The 25133-nt window shown below is 67.9% G+C and carries 25 protein-coding genes; 14 read left to right on the forward strand and 11 right to left on the reverse strand.

Features of this window, described 5'->3' with window-relative positions:
* Positions 1–4 precede the first annotated feature (4 nt).
* Positions 5–604, forward strand: a complete 600-nt coding sequence (locus ACSDHM_RS01715) for a Hemin transport protein (protein WP_088497861.1) — start codon at positions 5–7, stop codon at positions 602–604.
* A 72-nt stretch (positions 605–676) separates the two neighbouring features.
* A complete protein-coding gene (locus tag ACSDHM_RS01720; RefSeq protein WP_188241501.1) occupies positions 677–1612 on the forward strand; it encodes a DUF6607 family protein in 936 nt (311 codons plus the stop codon).
* A 101-nt stretch (positions 1613–1713) separates the two neighbouring features.
* On the opposite strand, the gene ACSDHM_RS01725 is transcribed toward ACSDHM_RS01720, so the two are convergent.
* Positions 1714–4227: an ABC transporter permease gene (locus ACSDHM_RS01725; RefSeq protein ID WP_439426597.1), complete on the reverse strand. Its 2514-nt coding sequence runs from the start codon at positions 4225–4227 to the stop codon at positions 1714–1716.
* Positions 4224–4871: an ABC transporter ATP-binding protein gene (locus ACSDHM_RS01730; protein WP_088497863.1), complete on the reverse strand. Its 648-nt coding sequence runs from the start codon at positions 4869–4871 to the stop codon at positions 4224–4226. The genes ACSDHM_RS01725 and ACSDHM_RS01730 overlap by 4 nt, the downstream gene beginning before the upstream one ends.
* A gap of 75 nt (positions 4872–4946) precedes the next feature.
* Between ACSDHM_RS01730 and ACSDHM_RS01735 the strand changes: the two genes are divergently transcribed.
* From ACSDHM_RS01735 to ACSDHM_RS01745, 3 genes are all read left to right on the forward strand, one after another.
* Positions 4947–5591 (forward strand): arylesterase, encoded by a 645-nt coding sequence (locus ACSDHM_RS01735; RefSeq protein WP_061478363.1) that lies wholly within the window; start codon positions 4947–4949, stop codon positions 5589–5591.
* An 87-nt stretch (positions 5592–5678) separates the two neighbouring features.
* Positions 5679–6392 carry a response regulator transcription factor gene (locus ACSDHM_RS01740; RefSeq protein ID WP_002811889.1) on the forward strand — a complete coding sequence of 238 codons (714 nt, stop codon included), beginning with the start codon at positions 5679–5681 and terminating at the stop codon, positions 6390–6392.
* A gap of 153 nt (positions 6393–6545) precedes the next feature.
* Positions 6546–7817, forward strand: a complete 1272-nt coding sequence (locus ACSDHM_RS01745) for a sensor histidine kinase (RefSeq protein ID WP_005415333.1) — start codon at positions 6546–6548, stop codon at positions 7815–7817.
* Positions 7818–8048: 231 nt separating this feature from the next.
* Here the strand turns inward: ACSDHM_RS01745 and ACSDHM_RS01750 are convergent, their stop codons facing one another.
* The gene (locus ACSDHM_RS01750; RefSeq protein WP_088497864.1) at positions 8049–8750 is read right to left on the reverse strand and encodes an SGNH/GDSL hydrolase family protein; all 702 of its coding nucleotides are present in this window, start codon (positions 8748–8750) and stop codon (positions 8049–8051) included.
* A 212-nt stretch (positions 8751–8962) separates the two neighbouring features.
* On the opposite strand from ACSDHM_RS01750, the gene ACSDHM_RS01755 reads away from it, so the two are divergent.
* The 9 genes from ACSDHM_RS01755 to ACSDHM_RS01795 all read left to right on the forward strand — a co-directional run bounded on the left by ACSDHM_RS01755 (position 8963) and on the right by ACSDHM_RS01795 (position 16331).
* On the forward strand, positions 8963–9358 hold the full coding sequence (locus tag ACSDHM_RS01755) for a diacylglycerol kinase (protein ID WP_072167877.1): 396 nt from the start codon (positions 8963–8965) through the stop codon (positions 9356–9358).
* 30 nt (positions 9359–9388) lie between these two features.
* Positions 9389–10138: a TerC family protein gene (locus ACSDHM_RS01760; RefSeq protein ID WP_072167878.1), complete on the forward strand. Its 750-nt coding sequence runs from the start codon at positions 9389–9391 to the stop codon at positions 10136–10138.
* Between the two features lie 261 nt (positions 10139–10399).
* Positions 10400–11560 (forward strand): MFS transporter, encoded by a 1161-nt coding sequence (locus ACSDHM_RS01765; RefSeq protein WP_072167879.1) that lies wholly within the window; start codon positions 10400–10402, stop codon positions 11558–11560.
* 538 nt (positions 11561–12098) lie between these two features.
* The gene (locus tag ACSDHM_RS01770) at positions 12099–12719 is read left to right on the forward strand and encodes a LemA family protein (protein ID WP_439426598.1); all 621 of its coding nucleotides are present in this window, start codon (positions 12099–12101) and stop codon (positions 12717–12719) included.
* A 3-nt stretch (positions 12720–12722) separates the two neighbouring features.
* Positions 12723–13610 carry a TPM domain-containing protein gene (locus ACSDHM_RS01775; RefSeq protein WP_439426599.1) on the forward strand — a complete coding sequence of 296 codons (888 nt, stop codon included), beginning with the start codon at positions 12723–12725 and terminating at the stop codon, positions 13608–13610.
* Positions 13610–14104 carry a TPM domain-containing protein gene (locus ACSDHM_RS01780; RefSeq protein WP_005415340.1) on the forward strand — a complete coding sequence of 165 codons (495 nt, stop codon included), beginning with the start codon at positions 13610–13612 and terminating at the stop codon, positions 14102–14104. The genes ACSDHM_RS01775 and ACSDHM_RS01780 overlap by 1 nt, the downstream gene beginning before the upstream one ends.
* Positions 14105–14155: 51 nt before the next feature.
* Complete coding sequence (gene lgt, locus ACSDHM_RS01785) at positions 14156–15043, forward strand: prolipoprotein diacylglyceryl transferase (protein WP_439426600.1); 888 nt, start codon at positions 14156–14158, stop codon at positions 15041–15043.
* A complete protein-coding gene (locus ACSDHM_RS01790) occupies positions 15040–15834 on the forward strand; it encodes a thymidylate synthase (protein ID WP_061478354.1) in 795 nt (264 codons plus the stop codon). Before lgt ends, ACSDHM_RS01790 begins: the two co-directional genes overlap by 4 nt.
* Before the next feature lie 5 nt (positions 15835–15839).
* Positions 15840–16331 (forward strand): dihydrofolate reductase, encoded by a 492-nt coding sequence (locus ACSDHM_RS01795; protein WP_072167883.1) that lies wholly within the window; start codon positions 15840–15842, stop codon positions 16329–16331.
* A gap of 86 nt (positions 16332–16417) precedes the next feature.
* Here the strand turns inward: ACSDHM_RS01795 and ACSDHM_RS01800 are convergent, their stop codons facing one another.
* From ACSDHM_RS01800 to ACSDHM_RS01835, 8 genes are all read right to left on the reverse strand, one after another.
* Positions 16418–17065 (reverse strand): DUF1287 domain-containing protein, encoded by a 648-nt coding sequence (locus ACSDHM_RS01800; RefSeq protein WP_439426601.1) that lies wholly within the window; start codon positions 17063–17065, stop codon positions 16418–16420.
* Entirely contained in the window at positions 17062–18084 is a 1023-nt protein-coding gene (locus ACSDHM_RS01805) for a symmetrical bis(5'-nucleosyl)-tetraphosphatase (RefSeq protein ID WP_439426602.1), read from the reverse strand. The genes ACSDHM_RS01800 and ACSDHM_RS01805 overlap by 4 nt, the downstream gene beginning before the upstream one ends.
* 15 nt (positions 18085–18099) lie before the next feature.
* Positions 18100–18483 carry a Co2+/Mg2+ efflux protein ApaG gene (gene apaG / locus ACSDHM_RS01810; protein ID WP_005415346.1) on the reverse strand — a complete coding sequence of 128 codons (384 nt, stop codon included), beginning with the start codon at positions 18481–18483 and terminating at the stop codon, positions 18100–18102.
* 13 nt (positions 18484–18496) lie between these two features.
* The gene (rsmA, locus tag ACSDHM_RS01815) at positions 18497–19300 is read right to left on the reverse strand and encodes a 16S rRNA (adenine(1518)-N(6)/adenine(1519)-N(6))-dimethyltransferase RsmA (RefSeq protein WP_138953246.1); all 804 of its coding nucleotides are present in this window, start codon (positions 19298–19300) and stop codon (positions 18497–18499) included.
* Positions 19297–20277, reverse strand: coding sequence for a 4-hydroxythreonine-4-phosphate dehydrogenase PdxA (gene pdxA, locus ACSDHM_RS01820; protein WP_439426603.1), 981 nt, complete (start codon positions 20275–20277; stop codon positions 19297–19299). Before pdxA ends, rsmA begins: the two co-directional genes overlap by 4 nt.
* Before the next feature lie 3 nt (positions 20278–20280).
* Complete coding sequence (locus ACSDHM_RS01825; protein ID WP_111201127.1) at positions 20281–21624, reverse strand: peptidylprolyl isomerase; 1344 nt, start codon at positions 21622–21624, stop codon at positions 20281–20283.
* A complete protein-coding gene (lptD, locus tag ACSDHM_RS01830) occupies positions 21621–24101 on the reverse strand; it encodes an LPS-assembly protein LptD (RefSeq protein WP_353080557.1) in 2481 nt (826 codons plus the stop codon). Before lptD ends, ACSDHM_RS01825 begins: the two co-directional genes overlap by 4 nt.
* Before the next feature lie 89 nt (positions 24102–24190).
* A complete protein-coding gene (locus tag ACSDHM_RS01835; protein WP_439426604.1) occupies positions 24191–25129 on the reverse strand; it encodes a histone deacetylase family protein in 939 nt (312 codons plus the stop codon).
* Positions 25130–25133 lie beyond the last annotated feature (4 nt).

Below are 25133 nucleotides of genomic sequence, written 5' to 3' on the forward strand. Positions count from 1 at the left end.
CCCCATGAGCCGAGCCTTGTCCGCACGCAGGAATGACGCCATCGCCGTGCAGGGCAGCGCGGCCTGGCCGACCCCGGCACAGCTGGCCACGCTCGGCACTGTGTTGTGCCTGTACCACGCCGACGGCAACGAGCTGGGGGGCTGGCGCCAGGCGGTGCGCGTGCACGCCTGCCAGAGCGTGGACAGCGAGGGCATACGCGAAAGCCTGTGTTTCCTTGATGCCCGCGGCCGCTGCGTGTGGCGCCTGTACCTGCTGCCCGACAGCGATTTCCTGGCCTGGGACCGGTTGGTCGCGGCGTTGCCGCCGGGCCCGCAGCACGACCGCGATGGCAGTGTGAGCGAACGCCTGTGGCGTCGCCTGGCCGGGCACCTCGGTGGCCAGCGCTGGCGCCTGTGCACGCTGCGCCTGCATGCCGCGGACGAGGGCCGCACCCTGGCGGCCAGCCTGTCGACCCTGTCCTCGCTGGGCGCGGCCACCGCGCGTCGCATCGCGCGATTGGAAGGAGCCGAAGGCGAGCTGGCGATCGACGATTGCTGCTGCGCCGACGCCGCGCGCCGGCCGGCACCGCGTATCCCCGGCGACCTGCCGCTGATCCGCCTGTGATCCTTTCCTGATGGAACGCCCGACGGCCCTGGACGGCCTCTCAACGAACCTGCAACCCCGAAGGAAGACCCGATGAAGTTCCAGACAGCCAGCGTCATGCTGCTGCTCGCTGCCAGCGGCGTGGCCAGCGCGCAGCCCTCCGACATCGCCCGCGACCACGACAGCATCCTGGCCATGCAGGGCGAGTACACCGTCGACTTCGCGTTCGACGAGACCGTGCTGCTCAAGCCCGGCTACGAGCGTGCGCCGGCGATGCGCAGCGGCGGCAGCGAAGTGGTCATCGTGGTCGAGGACACCCCGCAGCGCATCGTGCTGCAGCACCTGTTGCTCGATGAGAAGAGCGGCCACATCACCAAGCACTGGCGCCAGGACTGGGTCTACGAAGCGCCCAGCCGTTTCGAGTTCAGCGCCGATCAGACCTGGCAGGTACGCCGCATTCCCGCAGCGGTGAACCAGGGCGCCTGGACCCAGTGCGTGTATGAAGTGAGCGATGCACCGCGCTACTGTGGCACCGGCAAATGGACGTACACCAACAACGTGCCGAGCTGGACCAGCGACCTGAGCTGGCGCCCGTTGCCGCGTCGTGAGTACACCAAGCGCAGCGACTACAACGCGCTGGCCGTGGTCAACCGCCACACGCTCACGCCCAATGGCTGGACCCACGAGCAGTTCAACACCAAGGTGCAGCGCAACGCCGACGGCAGCCAGGTGGAGATCGCCCGCGAGTTCGGCTTCAACGACTACGTCAAGACAACCGAGGTCGACTTCACCCCGGCGCGTGACTACTGGAAGGCCACTGCCGGTTACTGGGCCAAGGTGCGCCAGCGCTGGGACGGCTTCCTCGGCCAGGCCCCGGGCGTGCACCTGAAGACCAAGCTCGATGGCATGGCGCTGATCATTCCGCTGTTCACCCAGGCCGAAGCGATCCAGTCCGGCAAGCAGGTGAAGGACACGCAGATCGACGAGGTCTTCGCCAAGTACGTGGAAAAGGCGCCCAAGGAAGGCTGATCGCCGCGATGGAGATGGGTGCCGGGCGTACCCGGCACCGCATCCACCGGCTGCCGGTGGGACCGGGCTTGCTCGGCACGCCATCCGGAGGCGCAACCGCCTCAGGCCTCACGCAACGCCAGTGCCGGCGGCGTATGCAGGATCGCCCGCGTACCCCACCAACCCGCCAACAGGCTCAAGCCGATGCCGACTACGCCGCCGATCAGCAGCCCCGGCCACGGCGGCAGCAATGGAAGCTCGAACACCTTCTGCGAGACCGCCACGCCGATCGCAGCGGCCGCGCCCACTGCCAGCATCGCCGCCAGCGTGCCCAGCGCGCCGAACTCCACCAGTACCGCGCCGCGCAACTGGCGCCGGGTCGCACCCAGGGTGCGTAGTACCGCGCTGTCGTAGCGACGCTCGCCGGCGGTGGCCTGCAGCGCGGCCAGCAGCACCAGCACACCAGCCAGCAGGCTGAACACCATCACCAGCTGCACCGCCTGCGCCACCCGCTCCATCACATCGCGCACCTGCGAGATCACCGCATCCACGTCCAGTAGCGACAGGTTCGGCTGCGCGCGTACCAGTTCGCCCAGGCCCGCCGCCTTGCCGGCCGGCAGATGGAAGGCCGACAGCAGGTTGTGCGGGGTGTCGCCCACCGCATTCGGGTTCAGCAACACGAAGAAGTTCGGCCGGAAGGTGTTCCAGTCCGCCTTGCGCACGCTGGTGACGGCGAACTCGCGTTCCTGCTCGCCCACTGCAATGGTGATGCGATCGCCCGGGTACACGCCGTAACGCTTGGCCCAGCCGATTTCCACCGAAGCTTCCGGCGCGGTGCTGTCGGCTTTCCAGAACGTGCCATTGACCAGCGTATTGGCCGGCGGGAAGGTGCTGCGCCAGCTGAAATTCAGTGGCCGGTTCTCGTCATCGTCATCGCGCTGGCCGCCTTGGGCCGGTTGCCCGTCCTGTCCTGGCTCGCGGTCTACGCGCAGCGGCGGCTTGCCGTTGATCGCGATCAGGCGGCCGGTCGCCATCGGTTCGATGCTGGCGTCGCCGGCGCCCAGTCCACGCAATGCGGCCAGCACACTGTCGCGCTGCTCGGGCTGGATGTTGATCAGGAAGTAATTCGGCGTATCCGCAGGCAGTCGCTCGCGCCATTGCTGCAGCAGGCCGGGGCCGGTCACTGCCAGCAGCAGCAACGCGCACAGCGACAGCGACAGCCCGACCAGCTGCATCACCGCGAGCAGGCGGCGCCGGGTCAGCGCGGCCAGGCCCAGCCGCCAGTTGCCATGCAGGCGGTGCTGCAGGCCGCGCAGCAGCTGCAGCAGCACGAAGCCGACCGCACCGGCCGCCAGCGCCAGCGCGGCCAGGCCGCCCAGCACCCACAGCGCCAGCTTCAGGTCGCCGGTGACTTGTACCGCCAGCAGCAGGCTGGCCGCCAGCGCTGCCACATAGGCCAGCAGTGACGCCGGCGGCAGGGCGGCGAAGGAACGGTTGAGCACGCGCATCGGCGGCACCCCACGCAGGCGCAGCAGCGGCGGCAGGCCGAAGCCGAACAGCAGCAGCAGGCCGATGCCGGCGCCGGTCAGCGCAGGCATCGCCTCGGGCAACGGCAGGCGCTGCGGCACCAGGCTGCCCAGTACCTGCACCAGGCCTTCCTGCGCGGCCATGCCCAGGCCGATGCCGAGCGCACAGGCCGGCACCGCCAGCATCAGCAGCTGCAGTGCCAGGCCCAGCAGGATGTCGCGCTGGCGCGCACCCAGGCAGCGCAGGATCGCCACCTGGTCGATGCGGCGCAGGGCGAAGCGGTTGGCCGCCAGCGCCGTGGCCACGCCGGCCAGCAGTACCGCCAGCAGCGCGCTCAGGCCGAGGAAGCGGCCGGCCAGGTCGAAGGCCTGGCGCACGCCGCGCTGGGTGTCATCCACGCTCAGCAGGCGCAGGCCTTTCACCTGCGGCAGCAACCACTGGCGCAGCGCGGCAACCTGATCGGCTGGTCCGGCGAACATCAGCCGGTAGTTGATGCGGCTGCCCGGGCCGAGCAGTCCCGTGCCGTCCACGTCGGCGCGGTTGACCAGCAGGGTGGGGGAGAGCGTCAGCAGGTCGCCACCGGTGTCGGGCTCGGCCTCGATGATGCCGGCGATGCGCAGCGTGCCGGCGCCGAACTCGAGATCATCGCCGGCCTTCAGCCCGAGCCCCTGCAGAAGGCGTGGGTCGGCATAGGCCTGGCCCTTGGGTGGCATGCCGGCATCGGTGATCAGCGCCCCGCCGGGCGTGGCCCGTACCCGCAGCGTGCCGCGCAGTGGATAGCCCGCCTGCACCGCCTTGATGCTGGCCATCTGGCTGGCATCGCCGTTGAACAGCACGCTGCCGAAGCTGGCGATGCGGGTGTAGGCCAGCCCACGCCGTTGTGCCTCGTCGGCGAATGCCTGCGGCGGGTCATCACGCCCGGCGATGCCGAGATCGCCACCGAGCATTTCCGCCGCGCTGCCGGTCAGCGCCAGGTTGACCCGGTTCACCAGCGTGCCCACCGCGGTCATCACCGCCACGCCCAGCACCAGTGCGGCGAACACCGTCAGCAGGTCGCCGGCCAGCGCCTCGCGGCGCAATGCGCGCCACGCGTGGCGCAGCACGTTCATGCCTGTGCCCCACGCTCGACCGGCAGCAGGCGGCCGTCATCGATGCGGTGGATGTACTGGCAACGCTGCGCCAGGCGCAGGTCGTGGGTGACCAGTACCAGGGTGGTGCCGCTGCCGGCGTTGAGTTCGAACAGCAGGTCGCTGACGTGCTGGCCGGTGGCATGGTCCAGCGATCCCGTCGGTTCGTCGGCGAACAGGATGCGCGGGCGGGTGACGAAGGCTCGCGCCAGTGCCACGCGCTGCTGCTCGCCACCGGACAGCTGGCGCGGGTAGTGGCGGGCACGATGGGAGAGGCCGACCTGGGCCAACACTTCGTCGACCCGCGCGCGATCCTCGCGCCCGGCCAGCTCCAGTGGCAACGCGACGTTCTCGGCGGCGGTCAGCGCCGGCAGCAGATGGAAGCTCTGGAACACGAAGCCGACCTCGCGCGCGCGCAGCTGGGCCCGCGCCTCTTCATCGAGGCCGCCCAGGTCCTGGCCCGACAGCGCAATGCGGCCGCGGCTGGGCAGGTCCAGCCCGGCCAGCAGGCCGAGCAGGGTGGTCTTGCCCGAACCGGAGGCGCCGACGATGGCCGCGCTGGTGCCTTCATGGACGGTCAGGGTGATGTTGTCCAGTATGTGGACTTCACCCTCCGGGCCCTGCACGGATTTGCCGACCTGGTCGACGGCGATGGCGACGGGCGCGCTGCGGGGGGACAGGCTGTCGATGAGGAGACTCCAATGCGCAAGACGGGATGGAGCCGGCGAGCCGGCGCGATGATGGTGCTGCTGCTAGGGTTCCTGCTGTTGCCGGGGCTGGCCTGTGCCAAAGGTCCGGCCGGCACCGTGCTGGTGCTCGGCGACAGCCTCAGTGCCGCCCACAATATCCCTGCCGACGCCGGCTGGGTCAGCTTGCTGCAACAGCGGGTCAGGCAGCAGTCGAAAACCCCGGCGCGCATCGTCAACGCCAGCATGAGCGGGGAAACCACCGCCGGCGCGCTGACCCGCCTGCCGGGCCTGCTGGCCAGGGAGAAGCCGACCGTGGTGGTGATCGCGCTGGGCGGCAATGACGCGCTGCGCGGGCTGACTCCGGCGCAGGTGCAGGGCAACCTGGGAAAAATGGTGCAGGCCAGCCAGAAGGCCGGCGCCAAGGTGCTGCTGCTGGGCATCGACGTGCCCCCCAACTACGGACCGGCCTACCGCCAGCGCCTGGCCGCGGCCTACAAGGCGCTGGCCACGCAGTACAAGGTGCCGCTGCTGCCGTTCCTGCTGGAGGGCGTCGCCCTGCAGCCGGGCATGATGCAGGCCGACGGCCTGCACCCCACGGCGCAGGCGCAGCCGAAGGTGCTGGACAACGTCTGGCCGCTGCTCAGGCCGCTGCTCTGAACCGTTTGTGTACCTCTTGACGGAACTTCACATCGCGTCCACCGTCGATCCGGCATGTTTCACAAAGCTGAAGTTAGAGGGAATCACATGCGTCAGACGAAGGAGACCTCCGGCTTGGTGCTGGTGGTCGAAGACAACCGCAACATCTCCGAGATGATCGGGGAATACCTGGAAGGTCGCGGCTTCGAAGTCGACTATGCACAGGACGGCCTGGATGGCTACCGCCTCGCGGCGGAGAACAGCTATGACGTCGTGGTGCTCGATCTCATGTTGCCGCGCCTGGACGGCATTGAAGTGTGCCGTCGCCTGCGCAACGATGCGCGCAAGTCCACGCCGGTGCTGATGCTCACGGCACGCGACACGCTGGACGACAAGCTCACCGGCCTCGGCTTCGGCGCCGATGACTACCTGACCAAGCCGTTCGCGATCCAGGAGCTGGAAGCCCGCCTGCGCGCGCTGATCCGTCGCGAACGCCGCCAGGTCGGTTCGGAGGTGCTGAAGGTCGCCGACCTGGTCCTCGATCCGGTCAGCATGCGGGCTACCCGTGCCGGCACCGAGCTGCAGCTGTCGCCGATCGGCCTGCGCCTGCTGACCATCCTGATGCGCGAATCGCCGCGCGTGGTCACCCGCCAGGAGATCGAACGCGAGATCTGGGGCAATGGCCTGCCGGATTCGGACACCCTGCGTAGCCATCTGTACAACCTGCGCAAGATCATCGACAAGCCGTTCGACCGTCCGCTGCTGCACACCGTGCAGAGCGCCGGCTATCGCATTGCCGATATTGCCCAGCCGATGGCCTGATCGGGGCCCGGCCTGTGCAGCATCAGGCCCGGCCGGGCAACGACCCCGCACCGGGCACGGATGACCGGCCGGCGTTGCCGCCGGTCAGCGTCCGTGCACGACTACGGCGCAGCGCGCTGCCTATAATCGCAGCGCTCTGACCGGGACCCCGCAATGCCGCACGGCCTGCCGCGCAAGATCCGTATCGCCTTCATCCTGCAGGCAGTCCTGGCCAGCCTGGGCATCCTGCTCGGTGCCTGGCTGGTCTCGCTGGTGATCAAGCACAGCCTGGTCGGCGCCGCCCTGCGCGAGGAAGCGGCCTATTACTGGACGTTGCACGAGGCGTCGCCGGTGCAGCCGCCGCCCAACACCCACAACATCCGCGGCTACCTGCTGGAAAGCGGGCAGTCGGCACTGTCATTGCCGGCCAACCTGCGCACCCTGGAGCCTGGCTTCCACGAGCTGCCCCAGGACGATCAGCTGGTGCTGGTCGACGTGCGCCCTGCCGGTCGCCTGTACCTGGTGTTCCTGCGCTCGCGCGCGGAGATGCTGGCGTTCTGGTTCGGCATCGTGCCGGTGCTGCTGACCCTGTTGGCGGTGTATGGCGCCAGCTGGGTCACCTACCGTGCCTCCAAACGACTGGTGTCGCCGGTGAACTGGCTGGCGCGGCGCGTCTCGCGCTGGGACCCGGGCCACCCCGAAGCGGCCGATCTGGAGCCGAACAAGCTGCCGGCGGACATGCAGGGCGAGACCCGCCAGCTGGCGGCCGCACTGCATTCACTGGCCAACCGGGTCAGCGCGCACGTGGCGCGCGAGCGCAACTTCACCCGTGATGCCAGCCATGAGCTGCGCACGCCGTTGACCGTCATCCGCGTGGCCAGCGACATGGCCCTGGGCGATGAAACCCTGCAGCCGCGCCTGCGCCGCAGCCTGCAGCGCATCCAGCGTGCAGGCCGTGACATGGAAGCGGTGATCGACGCGTTCCTGATCCTGGCCCGCGAGGCCGATGTCGAACCGCAGATCGAGCTGTTCGACGTCAACGACATCGTCCGCTACGAGGTGGACAACGCCAACGAGCTGCTGGGCAACCGGCCCGTATCGGTGCACCTGCACGGCGAAGGCCCGGTACAGCTGCACGCACCGCCGCGGGTGCTGCAGGTGGTGGTCAGCAACCTGGTGCGCAATGCCTGCAGCTACACCGACGAAGGGCGTATCGACGTGCACGTGCTCAATGACCGGGTGGTGGTGCGCGATACCGGCATCGGCATGTCCGCCGAGGCGCTGTCGCGCGCGTTTGAACCGTTCTACCGCGCCGAGCCGAGCCGCCCGCAGGGCACCGGCCTGGGCCTGTCGATCGTGCGCCGGCTGTGCGACCGCTTCGGCTGGAAGGTCAGCCTGGCCAGCGAGCCGGGCAAGGGCACCGAGGCCACGGTGATCTTCCGGTAGAGGGATTTTGCCGGGCTGCGCCCGGCACCCGCCGAGGCAACATCAACATCAAAAGCGGGCATTCCGTGGAATGGCGGGGCGGTATGGGTTTGCAGGACACGCCGTAAACCCGTCCATGGGGGCTCGATGGCGCCATCCATGGCGCCAACGGTCCTGCAAACCCACACCGCCCCGCCTTCGACAGTTTCCCGCGATCCGCAGTCGATCCACGCCATGCGTGGATGGGGTTGCTCAGTTGCAGTTGACCTTCGGCGCCAGCGCCCTGGTCCAGATGTCATAGCCGGCCGGGGTCATGTGCAGCATGTCCTCGCGGAACAGCGTCGCATCCGGCTGGCCGTCGGCGCCGAGCATCGGCGTGTAGATGTCGGTGAAGCCGGTATTGGGCAGCTTGGCCAGCGCGGCCTTGATCAGCGTGTTGGCCTCGTTGATCGCCGGCAGCAGGTGCGCGCGCGACGGGCTCGGCTTGATCGACAGGTACTCCACCCTGGTCTTCGGCAGGTCGCGATGCACGCGCTGCACGAAGGCAACCACGTCGTCGCGCACCTGCACTGGGCTGCGGCCACTGTTGAGGTCGTTGTCGCCCGCATAGAAGAACACCTTGCAGGGCGCGTAGGGCACCACGATGCGGTCGGCGTACCAGGTGCTGTCGCGCACTTCAGAGCCGCCGAAGCCGCGGTTGAACACTGGCTGGCCAGGGAAGTCGGTGGCCAGGCTCTCCCAGAAGCGGATCGAGGAGCTGCCGATGAACTCGATGCCACCGCGCGGCGGCGGGTTGGACTGGTCGGCGCCGGCGAAGCGGGCCATGTCGCCGGCCCAGGCCACGTTGGAGACCTGTTCGGGCACCCGCGGCGACTTGGCCGGGCTCAGCGCCTGGGCCAGCGGTGCGGCAGTCAGCAGGCCCAGCATCAGCAGGCAGGTACGGCGACGGGACATCAGGCGCTCCAGCAGGCAAGGGGGCATCCATCATAGGAGCATGCCCGGGCCGTTGCTTGCCCCTGGCAGGCCGTTCAGCGGGCCGGCGCGGGCTGCGGTTGGCGGCCTTGTGGCAAAATGGCCGCCATCTGCCTATTCCTGTGCACCCATGATTCCCTGCCGTGCGTCTGAGCGGTCGCTGCGCCGCGTCCCCGTTGCTGGATATTCCACCCGTGGCTGATCAGTTCGGCCACCTGCCGCGCGGCCCGCGCCGCATCTTCCAGGCCGCCCGCTGGTCCTGGCAGGGCCTGCGCGCTGCCTGGCTGTACGAGTCCTCGTTCCGGCTTGAGGTCTACCTGCTGATCCTGCTGACGCCGATCGCGATCTGGCTGGGCCAGACGCCGGTCGAACGCGCGCTGCTGATCGGCTCGATGCTGCTGGTGCTGGCGATGGAGCTGGCCAACTCGGCCATCGAAGCGGTGATCGAACGTTACGGCAGCGAGATCCATGAGCTGGCCGGCCGCGCCAAGGACATGGGCTCGGCGGCGGTGTTCGTGCTGATGATGAACGTGCTTCTGTGCTGGGCGCTGGTCGTGGTCCCGCATGCAATGGCCGGCAAATACGGCTGATCCCTCATTCCCCCTTGTTGAAGACTTCCCATGTCCCTTGAGTTTCTTGCCGATCCGAATGTCTGGTTGACCCTGTTCACGCTGAGCGCGCTGGAAATCGTGCTCGGCATCGACAACCTGGTGTTCATCTCCATCGCCGTCAGCAAGCTGCCAGAGCACCGCCGCCCGTTCGCGCGTCGGCTCGGCATCGCGGTGGCCTGTATCACCCGTATCGGCCTGCTGGTATCGCTGGCGTACCTGGCGCACATGCAGGCGAACCTGTTCACCGTGGCCGGCATGGGTATTTCCATCCGCGATCTGGTGCTGATCGTTGGTGGCCTGTTCCTGATCATCAAGGGTTGGATGGAGATCAAGGAAATGATCACCGGTGGCGAGGATGAAGATCCGAGCACGACCAAGACCTCGGCCGTGTTCGGCTACGTGATCGCGCAGATCGCGGTCATCGACATCGTGTTCTCGCTGGACTCGGTGATCACCGCGGTCGGCATCGCTGACCACGTGCCGGTGATGGTCGCCGCGATCCTGCTGTCGGTGGCGGTGATGCTGCTGGCCGCCAACCCGCTGGGCCGCTTCATCGACGCCAACCCGACCGTGAAGATGCTGGCGCTGGCCTTCATCCTGCTGATCGGTGCGGTGCTGATCCTGGATGGCCTGGACGTGCACATTCCCAAGCCCTACATCTACGCCGCGATGGGCTTCTCGGTGCTGGTGGAGTGGCTGAACCTGCTGATGCGCCGCCGCGCCCGCGAGCACCACGTGCCGGGTGCCGGCGACTGGTAAGCGCATGACCCCGAACCCCCGGCCAACGCCGGGGGTTCTTCGTTCTGCCTTGTAGAGCCGAGCCCGTGCTCGGCTGACCGGCAGGAAGCAGCCGAGCATGGGCTCGGCTCAACACCGGAACGCGGTTTTTGCACTTGTGTCTGCGTTCCGGCCTCCACTTGTGAACCAGGATCAACAGTGTTTTCCCGGGGCGAGGCTTAATCCGGCGCAGCAAAGCGCGCAGGCTACGCACTCCCGATTCCCGCCCCCAGGACCCCCCCCATGAATTCCAGAGCCGCCTTGCTGGCGCTTGCCGTTGGCGCCTTCGCCATCGGAACCACCGAGTTTGCCCCGATGGGCCTGTTGCCGGTCATCGCCGACGGCGTCGGCGTTGGCATCCCCACTGCGGGCATGCTGATCACCGCCTATGCCGTGGGCGTGATGCTGGGCGCGCCGGTGATGACCCTGCTGATGGGGCGTTTCGGCAAGCGCACCGCGCTGATGCTGCTGATGTCGATCTTCGTGGTCGGCAACCTGCTGTCCGCGCTGGCGCCGAACTACGGGCTGCTGCTGCTGTCGCGCCTGGTCACCAGCCTTAACCACGGTGCCTTCTTCGGCATCGGTGCGGTGGTCGCCGCCAGCCTGGTGCCAAAGGAAAAGCAGGCTGCTGCCGTGGCCACCATGTTCATGGGCCTGACCATTGCCAACATCGGTGGCGTGCCGCTGGCGACCTGGGTCGGCCAGCAGCTGGGCTGGCGCCTGTCCTTCGCCGGTACTGCGGCGTTGGGCCTGATCGCGATCACTGCGTTGGGCTTCGCGCTGCCGGCGTCCGCGCCGGGACCGCGCCCGGACGTGCGCCGCGAACTGAAGGCGATCCTGCAGCCGCAGGTGCTGCTGGCCATGGCCACCACCGTGCTTGGTGCGGGTGCGATGTTCACGCTGTACACCTACGTCGCACCGGTGCTGACCGAGTTGACCGGCGCTTCCAATGCCTTCATCGCGGTGTCGCTGGCCCTGATCGGCATCGGTTTCACCCTCGGCAACGGCATCGGTGGGCGCATGGCTGACTGGTCGCTCGATGGCGCCACCCGTATCCTGCTGGCTGCCCTGGCGGTGCTGATGTTCGTGCTGCCGCTGGCCTTCATGAGCCACGCCACCGCGGCGCTGGGTGTACTGCTGTTCGGTGCGGCGACCTTCGCCCTCGTGCCGCCGCTGCAGATCCGGGTGATGCAGGTGGCCAGCGAGGCGCCGGGCCTGGCGTCGTCGATCAACGTGGGTGCATTCAACCTGGGCAATGCGGTAGGTGCCGCGCTGGGTGGTGCGGTGATCAGCTTGGGCCTGGGCTACGCCGCCATTCCGGTGGCCGGTGGCCTGCTGGCCGCGTCGGGCCTGCTGCTGGCATGGCTGGGGCGTAGCCGCACTGCGGTGGCTGAGGCCTGCTGAGGGCGGAGGGTTTCCGGCAGGGCTTGCAGCCCTGCACCCGCCGAATCAACGTCAACGTCAACGGCAAAAGCCTGCATTCCGTGGGTTGGCGGGGTGGGTCCGGTTGAGGGGGACGCTGCAAGTACGTCCATGTAAGCTCGGTCGCCGCATCCATGCGGCTCACGCCCCCTCAACCGGACCCACCCCGCCTTCGACAGATTCCCGCGATCTGTCGTAACGGCGTTCCGCTCTGGTAGGTGTCGACCTTGGTCGACCCGAATGCCTGAAGAACCGGCTTTTGCTTTTGATTTTTTCTTTTGATCTTCCCGCGGTGCGCAGGAAATTGTCCGTGGCCGGGAGGGTGGGTCGGCTGGGGGCGTGAGCCGCATGGATGCGGCGACAGCTTACATGGACGTACTTGCAGCGGCCCCCAGCCGATCCACCCACCCGGCCCACCCCGAGCTGGCTGGACCACACCGCGGAGGGGGCGGCGCCCGATGGCCGGTCTTTCACCCGAACCATGGCATGCTCGGCGCCAAGCCCACCCGGAACCCCCGCCATGCGCCTGTTCACCCGTGTCCTGCCCCTGATGCTGCTGGCCTCCCTGTTGTCCGGCTGCGGCTACAACGCCATCCAGCAGAAGGATGAGGCGGTCAAGGCCAGCTGGTCCGAAGTGCTCAACCAGTACAAGCGCCGCGCCGACCTGGTGCCCAACCTGGTGCAGACCGTCAAAGGTTTCGCCAGCCAGGAAGAGCGCGTGCTGACCGAAGTCACCAACGCCCGCTCGCGTGTCGGCCAGATCAACGTCAACGCCGATGACGAAGCCTCGCTCAAGCAGTTCCAGCAGGCCCAGGGTGAACTCGGCAGCGCGCTGTCGCGGCTGCTGGTGGTGACCGAGAGCTATCCGGTGCTGAAGTCCGACCAGAACTTCCGCGACCTGCAGGCCCAGCTGGAAGGCACCGAAAACCGGATCACGGTTGCGCGTGGTCGTTACATCCAGCAGGTGCAGGACTACAACACCTACATCCGTTCGTTCCCGCAGGTGATCACCGCCAAGATCTTCGGCTACAAGACCAAGCCGAACTTCACTGTGGAGAACGAGGCGCAGATCTCCAACGCACCGGCGGTGGATTTCGGCAACGCGCCGCAGCAGCAGCCGGCAACGCAGCCGGGCCACTGACCGATGCGCCTGGCCACTGCGCTGCTGGCCCTGCTGCTGTGGCTGCCGCTGGCGGCGCAGGCCCAGCAGCTGGCGCCGATTCCGGCGCTGGACTCGCCGGTGGTCGACACCACCGGCACGCTGGATGCCGCGCAGAAGCAGGCGCTGGTGCAGCAGGCGCTGGACCTGCAGCAGCGCAAGGGCAGCCAGCTGCAGGTGCTGGTGGTACCCACCACCCAGCCGGAGGACATCGCGCAGTACGCCACGCGGGTCTTCGACCAGTGGCAGATCGGCCGCAAGGGCGTGGATGACGGCGTGCTGCTGGTGGTGGCCAAGGACGACCGGCGCGTGCGGATCGAGCCGGGTTACGGCCTGGAAGGCGCGATTCCCGATGCCATCGCCAACCGGGTCATCCAGGAATACCTGGTGCCGCGTTTCCGCGCCGGCGACTACGCCGGGGGCATCACCGATGCCACCGCCGTGCTGGTCAAGCTGATCGATGGCGAAACGCTGCCGGCACCGGTCAGTGGCCATCGTGGGCGCGAGCCGGGTGGCGGCGGCGATGCCTGGTTTCTGGCGCTGTTCATCGGTGTGTTCGCCGGCAGCATCCTGCGCGGCGTGTTCGCGCGCGTGCCGCGCCCGCTGCGTGGCCTGCTCGGCGGCGCTGGCGCAGCCGTGGCGGCGTTCCTGTTCACCTCCACCCTGCTGGCCAGTGGCCTGGCCGGCGTGGTTGGCCTGATCGTGGCGATGCTGTCCGGCCATCCGGGGCGCTTTGCCGGCGGTGGTGGCTGGGGCGGTGGCAGCTGGGGCGGGGGAGGCGGCTTCGGCGGTGCTGGTGGATTCGGCGGTGGTGGCGGCTGGGGCGGCGGCGGTGGCCGTTCCGGTGGCGGTGGCGCTTCGGGAGGCTGGTGATGATCCAACGTCTGTTCCGTCATGTATGTTCGCCGTCGGTACGTCGCGCGTTCCCGCCAGCCACGCTGCAGGCGATCACCGAGGCCATCGCGGCCGGTGAGCAGCGCCACGGTGGTCAGGTGATGTTTGCGGTGGAGGCTGATCTGCCGCTGGCCGCGTTGTGGCACAAGGTCACCCCGAGGCAGGCCGCCGAGCATGCCTTCGCACGCCTGCGCACCTGGGACACCGCCCACAACAACGGCGTGCTGATCTACCTGCTGCTGGCCGACCATGCCATCGAGATCGTCGCCGACCGCGGCCTGCATGGCCGGGTCAGCCCGGCGCAGTGGCAGCGGGTCTGCACCCATCTGCGCGAGGGCCTGCGTGGTTCCAATCCGGTGGAAGCGCTGCAGGATGCCATCGACGAGGTCTCCAGCCTGATCGAAGGGCACTTTCCGGCCTCGACCCGGTCGAACGATGACGCGTTGCCGAACTCGCCCCAGCTCCTTGGTTGAGCCGGGGCGGCACTGGCCCGAGAATAGGCGTTCAACCGCAAGGCACCTTCCATGATCTATTTCCACGACATCGACCCCATCGCCCTCTCGCTGGGGCCGATCAAGGTGCACTGGTACGGCATCATGTACCTGCTCGGCTTCACTGCGGCCTGGCTGCTGGGCCGCACGCGCATCGCCGCCGGGCGCCTGCCGGGCGTCGATGCCAACGGCTTCTCCGACCTGTTGTTCTACGCCATGCTCGGCGTGGTGCTGGGCGGCCGCATCGGCTACATGCTGTTCTACGCGCTGGGGGATTTCCTGCACAACCCGCTGCTGCTGTTCAAGGTGTGGGACGGCGGCATGAGCTTCCATGGCGGCCTGCTGGGCGTGCTGGGTGCCTGCTGGTGGTGGTCGCGCAAGCACGCGCTGCACTTCTTCGACACCATGGATTTCATGGCGCCGCTGGTACCGCTGGGCCTGGGTTTTGGTCGCATCGGCAACTTCATCGGCGCCGAGCTGTGGGGCAAGTACACCGACGGCACGTGGGGCGTGGTGTTCCCGTCGGGCCTGCCGGCGCCGCTGAACCAGTTGGACCACGCGAGCCTGCAGGCGCAGTTCGCCACCGGCGCGCTGAACCAGTTCGCCCGCCATCCCTCGCAGCTGTATGAAGCGTTCCTGGAAGGCCTGGTGATGTTCGTGGTGCTGTGGACGGTGTCGGCCAAGCCGCGCCACCGTTACCTGGTCGGCGGCCTGTTCGCGCTGATGTACGGCCTGTTCCGCTTCGCCGTCGAATTCGTACGCATGCCCGACAACGGCGTCTATGTGGCCTTCGACTGGCTGACCCGTGGCCAGATCCTCAGCCTACCGCTGATCGCTTTCGGCCTGGTGCTACTGGTAATGTCGCGCCGCGCGCCGGTACTGCAGCCGCAGCTGCCGGTGGCTGCCGAGGGCAAGGCATGAAGGCTTACCTGGACCTGCTCTCGCACGTGCTCGAGCACGGCGCCGAGAAGAGCGACCGTACCGGCACCGGTACCCGCAGCGTGTTCGGCTGGCAGATGCGTTTCAATCTGGCCGACGGCTTCCCACTGGTCACCACCAAGAAACTGCACCTGCGCTCGATCATCCACGAGCTGCTGTGGTTCCTGAAGGGCGATACCAACATCGGCTACCTGAAAGACAACCAGGTACGCATCTGGGACGAGTGGGCCGACGAGAACGGCGACCTCGGCCCGGTCTACGGCAGGCAGTGGCGCAGCTGGGCCACCGCCGATGGCCGCGAGATCGACCAGATGCAGTGGCTGGTGGACGAGATCAAGCGCAACCCCGATTCGCGCCGGCTGGTGGTCAGCGCCTGGAACGTGGGCGAGCTTTCGCAGATGGCGCTGATGCCGTGCCACAACCTGTTCCAGTTCTACGTGGTGGACGGCAAGCTCAGCTGCCAGCTGTACCAGCGCAGCGGCGACATCTTCCTCGGCGTGCCGTTCAACATCGCCAGCTATGCGCTGCTGACCCACATGGTGGCGCAGGCCACCGGCCTGGGGGTGGGCGACTTCGTGCATACGCTGGGCGACGCGCACCTGTATTCGAACCACTTCGAGCAGGCGCGCGAGCAGCTTTCGCGTGAACCGCGCGCGCTGCCGAAGCTGTGGTTGAACCCGGAGGTGACCGACCTGTTCGGCTTCCGGTTCGACGACATCCGCATCGACGGCTATGACCCGCACCCGGCGATCAAGGCGCCGGTGGCGGTGTGAGTGCCATGAAGCTCTCGATGATCGTGGCGCTGGACCGCAACCGTGGCATCGGCCAGGGCAATGCGATGCCCTGGCATCTGCCGGATGATTTCAAGCACTTCAAGGCGCTCACCCTGGGCAAGCCGATCCTGATGGGGCGCAAGACGGCCGAGTCGATCGGCCGCGTACTGCCGGGGCGGACCAACCTGGTGCTGACCCGCAGCGGCCAGGTGCCGTTCGCGGGCATGCGCGCGGTGGCGTCGCTGGACGAGGCGAAGGCGATTGCCGAAGGCGAGGGCGCCAGCGAGCTGTGCATCATCGGCGGCGGCGAGATCTTCCGTCAGCTGCTTGACCAGGCCAGCGACCTGTACCTGACCTGGGTGGATGCCGAAGTCCCCGCGGATACCCATTTCCCCGAGGTGGACGTGCAGGACTGGCGGGAAGTGAGCAGCGAGCCGCACCCGGCCGATGACCGCCACGCCTATGCGTTCCGCTTCGTGCATTACGTGCGCCGCTGAGGATGGTTTCCTGTAGAGCCGAGCCATGCTCGGCTGCTGTTGCCTGACCCCTCCCGTAGCCGAGCATGGCCCAGCACTACAGGGGCCTACGGCATCCGGTAGTGCCCGATGATCGCGTGCTGGAACAGCAGGTTCTCTTCACGCGTGCCGCGTGCGATGTTGTGCAGCACCAGCGGTGTGCCATTGGCCAGCCTCCGGTCGGAGACGATGCCGACATGCAGCAGACCGTTGCCGTTGAGCTTCCAGGCCACGATGTCACCGGCCGCATAGTCGGTGGCGAGGGCGGTGATCGGTTGCCGCCAGCCCTGCCGTTCGAACCAGCGCATCAGGTTCGGCACACGTCGATGATCAATGTTGCGGTCCGGCCGTGACAGGCCCCAGATCGCGGGATACGCGCTGAAGTTGCCGCGCATGTCTTCATGCACGCGCGCCTGCAGGTCCAGGCCCTGGCTGCGCAGGGCGCGCACCACCACGTCGGTGCACACGCCGCGATCAAGCGGGACGTCGCCGCCAGGATAGGACAGGACCTGGTAGGCGGGATCGTAACGGGTGGTGACGCCGATCTGCGCGCGCGCTGCAGCCACCAGTGGCGGCGAAGGCGCCTGTGCCTGCGAACGCGCGGGGACGGCGTTTCCGCCGCCGGTGGGAGCCGGGGCCGAAGCAGGCTGGCAGCCGCTGGCCAGGGCTAGCGTCAGCAGCAGCACCCTCCATGGTGCCCAGCCGCGTCGCGTCATGCCTGCGGCGCGGCGCCGTTGTTGTGAGGTCCACCGGAGCCCCCACCGCCACCACCTCGACGGCGACGACGGCGCGGACCACGGTTGCCCGGGTTGGCAGCAGCGGCGTTGCCGCCGCCCTGTTCCTTGCCCTGCACCGCAGTGGAGGCGCGCTCGTGCGCCGGTCGCGCCGGTGGGCGGGCGTGGGGTACGGGTGCCGGTACATCGCGGCCCGGCACCTGCACCACGCGCAGCTCGTCAGTATCGAGCTGGATCGCGGTCAGCTTGCCGCCCCAGACTGCGCCGGTGTCGATGGCGTGCACGCCCTGGGTGATGGTCAGGCCCAGCGCCGACCAGTGGCCGCAGACGATCTTGAGGTCGCGCTCGACCCGGCCCGGTACTTCGAACCAGGGGTAGAGTCCCTGTTCCTGCGTGCCGGGGGTGCCCTTGTCCTCGATGCCGATGCGCCCGCGCGGGGTGCAGTAGCGCATGCGGGTGAGCACGTTGATGATCGCGCGCGAACGGTCGTAGCCGGACAGGTTCGGCGCCCAGCTTGGCTTGTCGCCGTACATGTTGCGGAACAGCTTGCGGTAGCCGGCGCCGTGCAGCTGCACCTCGACTTCGGCAGCGTGCTTCTCTGCCATCTGCGTGGTCCACTTCGGCGCCAGGCCGGCGTGCACCATCATCCAGCCCAGCTCGCGATCCACATGCACCAGCTTCTGCAGGCGCAGCCAGTCCAGCAGTTCGTCGCGGTCCTCGGCCTGCACGATGCGCAGCAGGTCCGGGTTGACCTTGCGCTGCTCCTCTTCGGTGCGTGCACCGACGGCCAGCAGCGAAAGATCATGGTTGCCCAGCACCACCACGCTGTGATAGCGCAGCGAATGCACCAGCCGCAGCGTCTCCAGCGACTGGCCGCCACGGTTGACCAGGTCGCCGCAGAACCACAGGGTGTCCTGGGCCGGGTCGAAGCGGATCTTCTCCAGCAACCGCTGGGTAACGTCGTAGCAGCCCTGCAGGTCGCCGATCGCCCACACACTCATCGTTCGGCCTCCGTGTCAGTGCAGGGTACGCGGGACGGCCAGCACGAACGGTGCGACCGGCGCGGCAAATTCGGTGCCATCGTCGGCGACCATGTCGTAGTGCCCCTGCATGGTCCCGTGATCGGTCCCCAGCATGACACCGGACGTGTAACGGAAGTCTTCACCGGGGCGCAGCCGCGGCTGCTCGCCGATTACCCCGTCGCCATCGACATGCTCGACACGGCCATTGGCATCGGTGATGCGCCAGTGGCGTGCGACCAGGCGTGCGGCGACCCGCCCCTGGTTGTGGATGCGGATCGTGTAGGCGAACGCATAGCGCCCGTCTTCCGGCGCGGATTGATCGTCGAGGAAGCGCGGTGCGACTTCGACGGAGATGGCGTAAACGTCAGCGTCTTCCATACCGGCAGTGTAATCAGGAGGCATTGGCCAAAGCGATGAATTCGGCCACGTCCAGCTGTTCGGCGCGGGCATCGGGACGCACGCCGGCGGCAACGAACTGTTCGGCGGACACCACGTTGTTCAGGGCGTTGCGCAGGGTCTTGCGGCGCTGCCCGAAGGCGGCCTTGACCACCTCGGCGAAGCGCGTGTGGTCGTTGATGCTGATCGAGGCCGGGTCACGCGGCACCAGCCGCACCACGGCCGAATCGACCTTCGGCGGCGGCCGGAACGCGCCCGGCGGAACCACGAACAGCGAGGTCACCTGGCAGTAGGCCTGCAGCATCACGCTGAGGCGGCCATACACCTTGCTGCCGGGGCCGGCGGCCATGCGGTCGACCACCTCCTTCTGCAGCATGAAGTGCATGTCGCGGATCACTGCGGCATGCTCCAGCGCATGGAACAGGATCGGCGAGGAGATGTTGTAGGGCAGGTTGCCGACCAGGCGGATCGGCTGGCCATTGGCCAGTTCGGTGAAGTCCACGCGCAGCACGTCGCGATGGACGATGGTCAGCTCACCCAGCGGCTCGGCGGCGGCGGTCAGCGGCGCGATCAGGTCGCGGTCGAACTCGATCACCGTCAGCGTCGGGTGCACGCGCAGCAGCGGCAGGGTGATGGCGCCCTGGCCGGGTCCGATCTCGACCAGGCGGTCACCATCTTTCGGATTGACCGCCATCACGATCTTGTCGATGTAATGGCGATCGGCCAGGAAATGCTGGCCAAGCTGCTTCTTGGCCGGTGCGGTGAACACCGGGCCGGAGGGGGAATGCGGGGAATTCATGCGCTCAGTGTACGTTGCCGCGCCAGCTGCGCACACAGCGTCGTTGCCGCCTGCAGGCTGGAAGGATCGGCGATGCCGCGGCCGGCCAGGTCCAGCGCGGTGCCATGGTCGACCGCCACGCGCGGGTAGGGCAGGCCCAGGGTCAGGTTCACCGCCTGCTCGAAGCCGGAATACTTCAGCACCGGCAGGCCCTGGTCGTGGTACATCGCCAGCACGGTGTCGAAACCGGCCAGCTTGGCTGGCAGGAAGGCGGTGTCGGCCGGCAGCGGGCCGACCAGGTCCAAGCCCTCCGCGCGCAGGCGCTGCAGCAGGGGGATGACCAGGTCCAGTTCCTCGCGTCCCAGATGGCCGTCTTCGCCGGCATGCGGGTTCAGCCCGAGCACCGCGATGCGCGGCGCAGGCAGGCCGAACTCGCGGCGCAGCGCGGCATGCACCGTACGCAGGGTGTGTTCCAGGCCGGGCGCGGTGATCGCATCGGCCACCTCGCGCAGCGGCAGGTGGGTGGTGGCCAGGGCCACGCGGACAATGTGATTGGCCAGCATCATCACCACCTTCACTCCGGCCTGGTCGGCCAGCAGTTCAGTGGTGCCACTGTAGGCAATGCCGCCTTCGTTGATGACCGCCTTGTGCACCGGGCCGGTCACCACACCGTGCAGTTCACCGGACAGGCAGGCCTGGCCGGCGCCGAGCAGGGCACCGATGACCGCGCTGGCATTGGCCGGATCGGCCTGGCCGAAGTGGCTGGGCGCCGCGTTGCGGACGGCGCGCAGGCGCAGATCGCCCGGGACGCGTGCTTCGGCGTCCTCGGGCAGCAGTTGCAGGGGCAGGTTCAGCGCGGCCGCGGCCGCGCGCAGGGTGTCTGGGTCGGCGAAGGCCAGCAGCCGGCAATCTTCACGCGGCTGCTGGACGAGGCGGACACACAGCTCCGGGCCGATCCCGGCGGGCTCGCCCGGTACCAGAGCGAGCTCGGGGCGCATCGGTCAGGACTGCGGCGGAGTGGCGGTGTTTTCCGCGCGGTCGCCGCTGCGGAAACTGACGTAGGCTTCGCCACGCAGTTCCTGCAGGAAGCGGTTGTACTCGTCTTCCAGCTTGCGACGGCCGATGGTCTCGCGGACCTGGGCACGCTGGTTGTCGGTGGTCACGTCGGTCTGGCGGGTCGCCACGCGCTGCACGATGTGCCAACCGGCGTCGGTGCGGAACGGCTGGCTGACGCCACCATCCTGCAGGCCACTCACCTGCTGGCCGAAGGCCGGACCGAACGCGTCAGCCGGGAACCAGCCGAGATCACCGCCCTGGCCCTTGCTGTTGTTGTCCTCGGAGGACTCCCTGGCAACGGTCTGGAAGTCGGCGCCGCCAGCAATGCGGGCGCGCAGGGTATCGATCTTGGCCTTGGCAGCGGCATCGGTCTGGTGGTCGTCCACGCGGACCAGGATGTGGCGGCCGTGGTACTCGGTGACCGTCTGCTCACCGGCGGCGGAACTGCTGTCACGCACTTCCACCAGCTTCAGCAGCTGGAAGCCGCTCGGGCCGCGGATCGGGCCGACCACCTCGCCCGGCTTCATCTTTTCCATCAACTGGGCAAAGGCCTGCGGGATTTCATCCAGGCTGCGCCAGCCCAGATCGCCGCCTTCCAGTGCGTTCGGGCTGTCCGAATAGCGCACGGCCGCCGCGTTGAAGTCCAGCTCGCCCTTGTCCAGCAGGGCCTTCACGCCATCGGCCTTCTTCTGGCCGGTGGCGATCTGGTCGGCGTTGGCACCGTCGGGCAGGGCGATCAGGATGTGCGCCAGGTGGTACTGGTTGCCTACCGTGGCCTGCTGCTTCAGCGCGGCGTCGACTTCACCCTCGCTGACGCTGATGCGGCTCTGCGCGAAGCTCTGGCGCAGGCGCTGCACGGTGATCTCGTCACGCACCGACGCACGGAAATCGTTGAAATCGATACCGTCATGGGCCAGGCGCTGGCGCAGCGCGTCCAGGTTCGAACCGTTCTGCTGGGCAATGGCGTTCATCGCCTGGTTCAGCTCCTGGTCGCTGACACGGATGCCGCTGCCCTGGGCGCGGGCCACCTGCAGCTTGACCAGCACCAGGCGTTCGAGCACCTGGCGGCTGAGCACGTCTTCCGGCGGCAGCTGGTTTTCGCGGCCAGCGTACTGCGCCTTGATGTTGGCGATCGCACGCTGGAGCTCGCTCTGCAGGATCACGTCCTCATCGACGACGGCAGCGATGCGGTCAAGCGGCTGCGCCTCCTGGGCAAGCACCTGCAGGGGGGCGGACACGCTGGACACCGCCAGCAGCGAGGCGAGAAGAACGGGGAAGCGCTTGGTCATGGGATCAGGTTCGGATCGTAGTCATCCCGGGTCGCCCCGGTGTTGCTCGGCGGCACGAGATAGAGGTCGTCGCGGTTGTAGCCGAGGATAGCACGGCGCAGGGTACGGTCCGTGTCCTGCCCCAGGGAGCTCAGGCCCTTGAGCACGAACTCCAGCTGGATGGCGTTGTTCATCTCGCCTTCGCGGTTGCGGACGTAACGGCGGGCGACCGCACGCACGGCCAGGCAGCAGCTGTCCCACTGGACGCCGGCGATGATTTCCAGCGGTTCCTTGTCCTGCAGCGAGTAGTAGTAGCGACCGACCAGGCTCCAGCGCGCATTCAGCGGGTACAGGAACGACAGGTCGGCCTGTTCCAGCAGGGTACGGTCGTGCTTGTTGGCGGTGGCCGGGGCGCCCGAGTTGATGCGGTAGCGGTAGCTGAGATTGATCACGCCATCGTTGGGCATCAGGTAGCGGGCACGGACGCTGGCCAGATCCTCGCGCTTGTACTTCGGGTCCCACTGGTAGGTGGCACCCAGGGTCCAGCGGTCGTTGATCATGTAGTTGCCGTCGGCGATCCACGCCGACTTGCCCTTTTCCACCGGCGCGCCGCCCGGAGTGACGGTCACCCGCGACTCGTCGAAATACTGGATCTGGCCGATGGCAGCCGAGAAGCGTTCCTTGCCGGTGGTCTGGTCGATGAAGCGGGTGCCCAGTGCCAGGGTCAGCTGGTTGGCATCGTTCTGGCGGTCGGCGCCGGTGTAGCGCGAGTCGCGGAACAGTTGGCCCCAGCTGAAGGTGAAGTCACGGGTGTCGAAGATCGGCAGCTCGTCCTGGTTGCGGTACGGCGTGCGCAGGTAGAACAGACGCGGTTCCAGCGTATGCAGGAATGACTTGCCGCCGATCGTGGTCTCGCGATCGAAGAACAGGCCGGCGTCGATGCTGCCGATCGGCAGGCTGCGGCTGGGCGAGGTGTTGCCTCGCAGCTGTTCCGGCGTGGCGGTGTTCGGGTCGATCCCCTGCGAGGCCAGCACGTTGCGGCGGACGCTGTCAGCCAGGCCCTGGTCCAAGTCGTAGCCGGTGTAGCGGTAGGCCAGGGTCGGGGTGACGTACCAGGCCGCGCCACTGATCGGGAACGACACGTACGGCTTCACGTCCAGGCGCGAGCCGCCGTACATGCGTTGGGTCTGGCCGTTGCGCGTGTACTGCAGGTCCTCACCGGCATCGGCGCCGTACTTGAAGTTGATGTCGTCGTGGGTGAAGCGCACGGCTTCGGCATAGATGCCGGTTTCCAGCCACGGCAGGACCGGCTTGTCCCAGTTGAGGTACAGGCGCGGCTGGCGGTTGTACGGCAGCGCGCTTTCATTGAGCGTGTAGTCGGTCAGCTGCCAGCGGTCGGCCATGATGCCGGCCGTCCAGTTCCGGCCGGTGCCGTACAGGCCCACGGTGCTCTGCAGGTTCGAGGCAGTCACCCCGACCAGGCGGTTGGCGAAGTCCTCGACATAGCGCTCGTCGCTGACCCAGGCCAGGTTCGCACGGGCTTGCCAGTGGCTATCCACGTTGTGGTAACCGCTGAACATCACCCGGCCGCGGTCGCGGTCGCGCAGCTTGTCGTTGGGCATGAACGCGGTCAGCAGTTCACCGCGGCCGCCGTTGTAGAGATAGCGGAACTCGTTGTCGAGCATCAGGCCGCGCCGGCTCATGTAGCGCGGGGTCAACGTATCGTCGTAGTTCGGCGCCAGGTTGAAGTAGATCGGCTGTGCGTAGTCGAATCCGTTGCGCCCGGACATGCCCAGCTGCGGGAACAGCAGGCCGGTCTTGCGGCGGTCGTCGATCGGGAACTTGAAGTACGGCGCCCACAGCACCGGTACCTTGCCGATCCGCAGCACGGCGTTGCGGGCGGTGCCGAAGCCCTCGTCGTTGTCCACTTCGATCTGCGGCGCCGACAGTTTCCACACCGGCTGTGACGGGTCGCAGGTGGTGTAGGTGGAGCGGTGCATCTGGCCGACCGCGCCCTGCAGGTCGACCGACTCGGCATCGCCGTTGCCGCGGCGCGACACCAGCTGGTACTTGATGTCGGTGATCTTGTGGGTGTCGCTTTCCTGGTTGCCCTCGGCGCGCTTGGCGACCATGCGGATCGAGGAGTCCTGGTAGCGGACATTGCCGTCGGCGATGTAGTTGCCGCTCTCGGTATCGAAGCTGAGCTTGTCGGTGCCGACGAACTGGTCGCCGCGGCGCAGGGCCACGTTGCCTTCGTACTGCGGCACGGTGGTCGTGCCCAGCAGCTGGTCACCCTCGATGTCGGTCGGCTGCTGCTCGCGCGCAGCGCTGGCGGCGGCCTTGTCCTGCCCCGGGACCGGGGTGGGGGCATCGGTGAACGCGGGAATCACGTCGGTAGCCGGGCACAGGCCCCAGTTGAGCGGCTTTTCATCGGCCATTGCCGGCAGGCAGATGGCGATGCTCAGAGGCAGGGGAAGCAGGCGGAGGGCTCGGCGCACGCGGTTCGGATTCGGGCGAAAACGGACGGTAGCTTGCCCCATCCCTTGCATAGGGGCAATGAAGGACGCGGGAGCCTGCCGGCTCGGGTTCATCCGGAGACGCTGCCGGGAGGGGGCAGCAGCAGGGCCCGGACATGGGCCACGCTGCACTCGGCAAGGGCCTGCAGGTCATAGCCGCCTTCCAGCATCGAGACCACCCGGCCGGCCGCATGGCGGCGCGCCAGCGCATGCAGTTCCCGGGTGATCCAGGCGAAATCGTCGGTTTCCAGCATCAGGTCGGCCTGCGGGTCGCGCAGGTGGGCATCGAAGCCGGCCGAGATCAGCAGCAGCTGCGGGCGGAAGTCGTCGATGGCCGGCAGCATCTCGTCGGCCCACACGTTGCGGAAGCGGAAACCGCCACTGCCGGGGGGCAGCAGGATGTTCATCAGGTTGCCGGCACCGCGGTCGCGGCGCAGGCCGGAATTGGGGAACAGGCCGGCCTGGTGGGTGCTGTAGTACGAGACCCGGGCGTCGTGCTGGAAGATGTCCTGGGTGCCGTTGCCATGGTGGACATCGAAATCGACCACCGCGATCCGCTCCAGCCCATGGCGGTCGCGGGCATGGGCTGCGGCAATGGCAATGTTGTTGAGCAGGCAGAAGCCCATCGCGGTGCTGCTGGTGGCGTGGTGGCCCGGGGGCCGCACCGCGCAGAACGCCAGCGGATCCTCGCCCAGCATCACTGCATCGACCGCGGCCACCCCGGCGCCGGCGGCGTGCACGGCGGCACTGGCCGAGCCCGGCGAGGTCCAGGTGTCCATGTCCAGCTGGCGCAGCGGCGCGCTCTGCGGCTGCAGCACGAAGTCGAGCAGGGCACTGTCGTGGACCCGGGTCAGTTCGCCGAACTTGGCCGGCGGCGCCTCGCGCCAGTCGAGCTGGCCGGGGAACGCGGCGTGCAGGGCATCGAGTACTTGCTGCAGGCGTTGCGGGCACTCCGGATGGCCAGGGCCGGGGTCATGCAGCAGGCAGGACGGATGGGTGAAGACCAGCATCGTG

It is taken from the genome of Stenotrophomonas sp. T8 (assembly GCF_051853085.1).
In the GTDB taxonomy this organism is placed as follows: Bacteria; Pseudomonadota; Gammaproteobacteria; order Xanthomonadales; family Xanthomonadaceae; genus Stenotrophomonas; species Stenotrophomonas sepilia.